The 5,347-nt window shown below is 65.8% G+C and carries 5 protein-coding genes; all 5 read left to right on the top strand.

What is annotated here, in order from left to right:
* Nucleotides 1-281: 281 nt before the first annotated feature.
* On the top strand, nt 282-1,079 hold the full coding sequence (locus tag CCR95_RS00735) for a PP2C family protein-serine/threonine phosphatase (protein ID WP_201090978.1): 798 nt from the start codon (nt 282-284) through the stop codon (nt 1,077-1,079).
* On the top strand, nt 1,076-1,720 hold the full coding sequence (locus tag CCR95_RS00730; protein ID WP_201090976.1) for a hypothetical protein: 645 nt from the start codon (nt 1,076-1,078) through the stop codon (nt 1,718-1,720). Before CCR95_RS00735 ends, CCR95_RS00730 begins: the two co-directional genes overlap by 4 nt.
* Before the next feature lie 142 nt (nt 1,721-1,862).
* A complete protein-coding gene (locus tag CCR95_RS00725; RefSeq protein WP_201090974.1) occupies nt 1,863-2,669 on the top strand; it encodes an SIR2 family NAD-dependent protein deacylase in 807 nt (268 codons plus the stop codon).
* The gene (locus tag CCR95_RS00720; RefSeq protein ID WP_201090972.1) at nt 2,660-4,093 is read left to right on the top strand and encodes a 3' terminal RNA ribose 2'-O-methyltransferase Hen1; all 1,434 of its coding nucleotides are present in this window, start codon (nt 2,660-2,662) and stop codon (nt 4,091-4,093) included. Before CCR95_RS00725 ends, CCR95_RS00720 begins: the two co-directional genes overlap by 10 nt.
* On the top strand, nt 4,090-5,347 hold a 1,258-nt coding region (locus CCR95_RS00715), incomplete at its 3' end, for an AAA family ATPase (protein ID WP_201090970.1). The genes CCR95_RS00720 and CCR95_RS00715, both read left to right, overlap by 4 nt.

Raw genomic sequence — 5,347 nt, 5'->3', positions numbered from 1 at the left:
TCGAAACCGGCAATGATTCCTACCGGTTCAAGCAACGCAAAAAGGCCAGTCAGACCCTCTGAGTCGCTCGTTCAACTGGAAAAAATTCGATGTTGATGCCTGGTAACTTTTGGATGGTGATTGACAGCCTTGGAGAAACGCGGAACCTGTCCCAGTGGTTATGCCACCAGCGGCGCCTACTGCCTCGCCGGTCAAGCGGCGCGGCCTGCCGTGCCGAAGTCGGGGGCCGCCTGCCCTGCGGGCTGGTCGACAAGCGGCGTATATTGTCTGCGAAATCGCCCATGACACCCGCGATCCAGGTGGCCTTTACCCAGCACCGGGGGCGGCTGGCACAGAGTCAGCAGGATGCCCTGCTGGTGGGGCAGGACATCGTTCAATCCCCGGATTGGCCGATCACCGACGGCACCCTGAGTCGATCCGGCGGTCGGTGCGCGGTCGCCGATGGGGTGGCGATCAGTCCCGTTCCGCATCTGGCCAGCCGCGCGGTGCTGGAGGCGCTGCGGCGTGCCGATCAGACATCGCCTGCGTGGTGGCAAGATGGCTGGATCGGTCCCCGGCTGATCCGCCGCCAGGTGCATCCCGCGTTGTGCCGCCGGCTCGCCGGGGATCGACGGACCCACGGCTCCGCTAGCACCCTGGCCCTGCTGCAATGGCGTGACAGCCGCTTCAGTGTGGTCAATGTGGGTGATTCGCGGGTCTATCGCATCGGTCGCGATGGCGTCTGGCAACGGCTGTCTAAGGATCACACCTACCGTCAATCGATGATCGAGCGCGGCGAGATTGGTCCGGATCAGTCGGTCGGGCAGCTTTATGACGATCTGGAACACATGCTGATCGCCGATGAGGCGGAAGACGGCTTTGCCGTCCATTGGCAGCCGGGCGATTGGATGCTGGGAGACACCTTCCTGCTCTGCACCGACGGCGTCCATGACACCCTCGGCGAGGCCCAACTGAGGGCGCTCTATCACGCGGAGCGGTCGCTGACGGAGCAGGTCAGCCGTTACCGGGAGGCGGTCTTGGCGGCGGGTGCACCGGATAATTTTTCGTTGATGGTGTTACGAGGTGAGGAGTCGCGATGACGATGCAGTGTTTTGCAAGATGGCAAGAAGACAAGCCATCAGGACTCTGCTTTCGAGACCAGACCATTCTACAGTTTGGCGATGGCTGGGATTTGTTGGCAAATCTCATTCTACTCAATCCGGGGAGCGCCGTGCCGCTCTCGGAAGCGCCGCAGAATGCCTTTCTGGAATCCTTGTGCCTGCCTTTTTTGAGCAACGCGAAGGGTGCGCCCTATTATCGATTTTCAGTGGATCGGTTAATGCGTGACCTTCTCGGTTTCTATTCGAGTCGGCATTCTGGCGGCGTTTTGAAGATCTACCATCTCTTCAACCTCAAAAATCAAAATTCCGCTGATGCCATGATGCAATTCAAAGCCAATCGTCATCATGTCGCCATGTTGACGGCATCGGAGGAGATCCGGTATGCGGGCCGTCCGGTCGTCGTTGCCTGTGGGAAAAATGCGTTTGCGGATGAGACGCTGACGCAAGCGTTGAGACAATACATCGCCTTTGCGGAACCCAAACAACTCGCTACGCTGTCGAAGGTCGGCGACCATCTCTTTTCACTCACCGCTGCGCATCCAGACGATCAAGGTCTCCTTGAAAGCTATCATCCATCATACACGTTTAAATACGGTAACAGGACTGCGTTTAGTTTCTGACAATCTCCGTATTAGAGTTTGACCCACTCCACGACAGGCCCGTACTGGACATCCAGAGCGGGCAATCAGGGCCGCCCCAGGCACCATGGGGCCGCATCCTCTCCGCGATCCCAAGATCTCACACCACCAAGGACACGACGTCATGCTTTTCCCGCCGACCTTGCTCAACCGGCTGCGTGAGACCCGACATTTGGTCGTCCTGACCGGCGCCGGGGTGTCGCAGGAGAGCGGCATTCCGACCTTCCGCGATGCCCTCACTGGCCTGTGGGCCAGGTTCGACGCCGAGCAACTGGCCACGCCCGAGGCATTCCTGGCCGATCCCGCGTTGGTGTGGGGCTGGTACGAATGGCGCCGGGGGCAGGTGCTGCGCTGTCAGCCCAATGCCGGGCATCGCACCATCGCCGAGCTGGCCCGGCGTGTACCGCGCCTGACCCTGATCACCCAGAACGTCGATGGACTCCACGAGCGGGCAGGCAGTCCCGCCGTGCTCGCGCTGCATGGCAGTCTGCATCGGCCCCATTGTGCCGACTGCGGCCAAGCTCATCCGCTCCCGGACGCCCCGTCGGCACTTCCCGACGGCGGCGCGTGTCTGCCGCCGCCGCGCTGCGGGGCCTGCGGGGGTCTCGTTCGTCCGGGCGTGGTCTGGTTTGGCGAGTCCCTGCCGGTGGAGGTCTGGCAGGCGGCCCAGTCGGCGGCCGGCGCTTGCGACTTGCTGCTCTCGGTCGGTACCTCCTCCCTGGTCTCTCCGGCGGCTGAGCTGCCCGTGATGGCGGCGGACCAAGGTGCCCTGGTGGTCCAGATCAATCCGGCCGTCACCGCCCTGAATGCCGTCGCCCAGATCAATCTGCGCGGAACCGCGGCGCGGATCCTGCCCGAACTGCTCGCCCAGGCGTGGCCGGATGACGACGCGATGCCCGCGCCACCCGCCCAGGAGGCTCCATGCTGCTGACGATCACCACCACCCACCGTCCCGCCACCGATCTTGGCTATCTGCTGGCCAAGCATCCCGGGCGCTGGCACGAGAAGGACTTGAGTCAGGGCCGCGCCATCCTCTTCTATCCCGAGGCGAGCGAGGAACGCTGTACCGCCGCGCTGCTCCTGGAGATCGACCCGGTCGCGCTGTCGCGGGGGCGCGGCGCCCGGAACGGCAGCCAGGCACCGCTGGAACCCTATGTCAACGACCGTCCCTATGTGGCCTCGTCGTTCCTGAGTGTGGCGATGACCCGCCTCCTCGGCTCCGCGCTCAAGGGGCGCAGCACGGAACGCCCGGACCTGGCGGACACCCCGATCCCGCTGGAGGCCGAGCTGCCGGTGGTGCCGGCACGCGGCGGCGAGCCCTTCCTGCGCGCGCTCTTCGAGCCGCTCGGCTACGCGGTCGACTGCGCTCGGCTTCCGCTCGATCCGCACTTCCCGTCCTGGGGCGACAGCCGTTACTTCACGCTGCGGCTGCGCCAGACCCTGCGACTCGCCGACCTCCTGACCCATCTCGCGGTGCTGATCCCGGTCCTGGACGATACCAAGCACTATTGGGTGGGCGAGGACGAGATCGACAAACTGCTGCGGATGGGCGGTGACTGGCTCGCGCGCCACCCACAGCGCGAGGAGATCACCCGGCGCGCGCTGCGCCACGACCGCCGCTTGGTCTCGGAGGCACTGCGCCAACTCACCGAGGAAGAAGATCCCGCCCTCGATACGCGCGAGCAGAGCGCTGGCGACGAGGAGGACGCCCTGGAGCGGGATCTGACCCTGAATCAGTGTCGTCTGGAGGCGGTGCTCGCCGCCCTGCGGGAAGTGGGCGCGGGCCGCGTGCTGGATCTCGGCTGCGGCGACGGCCGACTGCTCCAGCGCCTGGCCGCCGAGCCGTCACTGACGCACCTCGGCGGCTGCGATGTCTCCCCGCGTGCCCTAAGTCTCGCGGCGCGGCGGCTGCATCTGGACAATCTACCCGAGCGCCAACGCCAGCGATTCGACCTCTTCCAGGGTTCGCTGCTCTATCGCGATGCGCGGTTTCGCGGCTTCGACGCCATCGCCCTGGTCGAGGTCATCGAGCACCTGGAGCCGAGCCGGCTCGCCGCCTGCGAGCAGGTGCTGTTCGCCGAGGCGCGCCCGGCCACCCTGATCCTGACCACGCCCAACCGCGACTACAACGCGCTTTTCGCCTCTTTGCCGGCCGGTGCCTTCCGCCATCGCGACCATCGCTTCGAATGGTCCCGCGCCGAGTTCGCGCACTGGTGTGAGGCGGTTGCCAAGCACCACGGTTACGCGGTCCGGATCCTCCCGATCGGTGAGGTGCATCCCGTTCAGGGGCCGCCCACCCAGATGGCGGTGTTCCGCCGCCACGACACCCCCGCTGGTCAGGGAGCCGCCGCATGACGCTCACCATTCCCCAACTCTCCCTGGTCGTCCTGATCGGCGCGTCGGGCAGCGGTAAGTCGACCTTTGCCCGAAAGCACTTTCTCTCCACCGAGGTGCTGTCATCCGACGTCTGCCGCGCCCTGGTCAGCGATGACGAGAACGATCAGAGTGCGACCAAGGACGCCTTCGAGGTGCTCCATTTCATCGCCGCCAAACGGCTGGCGGCGGGTCGACTCACCGTGATCGATGCGACCAACGTCCAGCCCGAGGCGCGTAAATCCCTGGTGGACTTGGCGCGCCGCTGGCACGTCCTGCCGGTGGCGATCGTCCTCGATCTTCCCGCGCCGCTGTGCCAGGCCCGCAACCGCGCGCGCGCCGACCGCGCCTTCGGTCCGCACGTCATCCGTACCCAGGCCGACCAGCTTCAGCGTGCCCTGCGCTCGCTCAAGCGCGAGGGCTTCCGCCACATCTACCGTTTGGACTCGCTGGAAGCGGTCGAGTCGGCGGTCATCGCGCGTCAACCCCTGTGGAACGACCGCCGTGGCGAGACCGGCCCCTTCGATCTCATCGGCGACGTGCATGGCTGTTTCGAGGAGCTGTGCGCGCTGCTGACCCAACTGGGCTATGTGGTCGAGGGCCGCGAAGACCAGCCGACCGCCCGGCATCCCGCGGGCCGCCAGGCGGTCTTCTTAGGCGACCTCGTCGACCGTGGCCCCAAGATTCCGGCGGTGCTGCGTCTGGTGATGGCGATGACGGCGGCGGGCGAGGCGCTGTGCGTGCCCGGCAATCACGAGGCCAAACTGATGAAGTGGCTGGATGGCCGCCCGGTGCGGATCGGGCATGGACTGGCGGAGTCCATCGGCCAGCTCGAACGGGAGCCTGAGCCCTGGCGCGCTGCGGTGCGCGCCTGGATCGACGGGCTGGTCAGTCACTATGTCCTCGACGGAGGCGATCTGGTCGTGGCCCACGCCGGGCTGGCCGAGGAATATCAGGGTCGCGGGTCCGGGAAGGTCCGCGCTTTCGCCCTTTATGGAGAGACCTCCGGGGAGACCGACGCCTTCGGCCTGCCGGTGCGCTGGGACTGGGCGGCGGCTTATCGCGGGCGCGCCCATGTGGTCTACGGGCACACCCCGATCCTGGAGCCCCAATGGGTCAATCGCACCCTCTGCATCGACACCGGCTGTGTCTTCGGCGGTCGGCTCACCGCCCTGCGCTGGCCGGAGAAGGAGTTGGTCTCGGTCGCCGCGCGCCAGGTCTACTACGCGCCGGTCA

The organism is Thiocystis minor, from assembly GCF_016653465.1.
Taxonomy (GTDB): Bacteria; Pseudomonadota; Gammaproteobacteria; order Chromatiales; family Chromatiaceae; genus Chromatium; species Chromatium minus.
Note: the sequence above shows the minus strand (reverse complement) of the source record. Positions and strands in the feature narration are given on the sequence as shown.

What these genes read in the sequence shown, in the direction of transcription:
- CCR95_RS00735 (WP_201090978.1), top strand. Translation starts at nt 282, where the DNA reads ATGACACCCGCGATCCAGGTGGCCTTTACCCAGCACCGGGGGCGGCTG.
- CCR95_RS00730 (WP_201090976.1), top strand. Translation starts at nt 1,076, where the DNA reads ATGACGATGCAGTGTTTTGCAAGATGGCAAGAAGACAAGCCATCAGGA.
- CCR95_RS00725 (WP_201090974.1), top strand. Translation starts at nt 1,863, where the DNA reads ATGCTTTTCCCGCCGACCTTGCTCAACCGGCTGCGTGAGACCCGACAT.
- CCR95_RS00720 (WP_201090972.1), top strand. Translation starts at nt 2,660, where the DNA reads ATGCTGCTGACGATCACCACCACCCACCGTCCCGCCACCGATCTTGGC.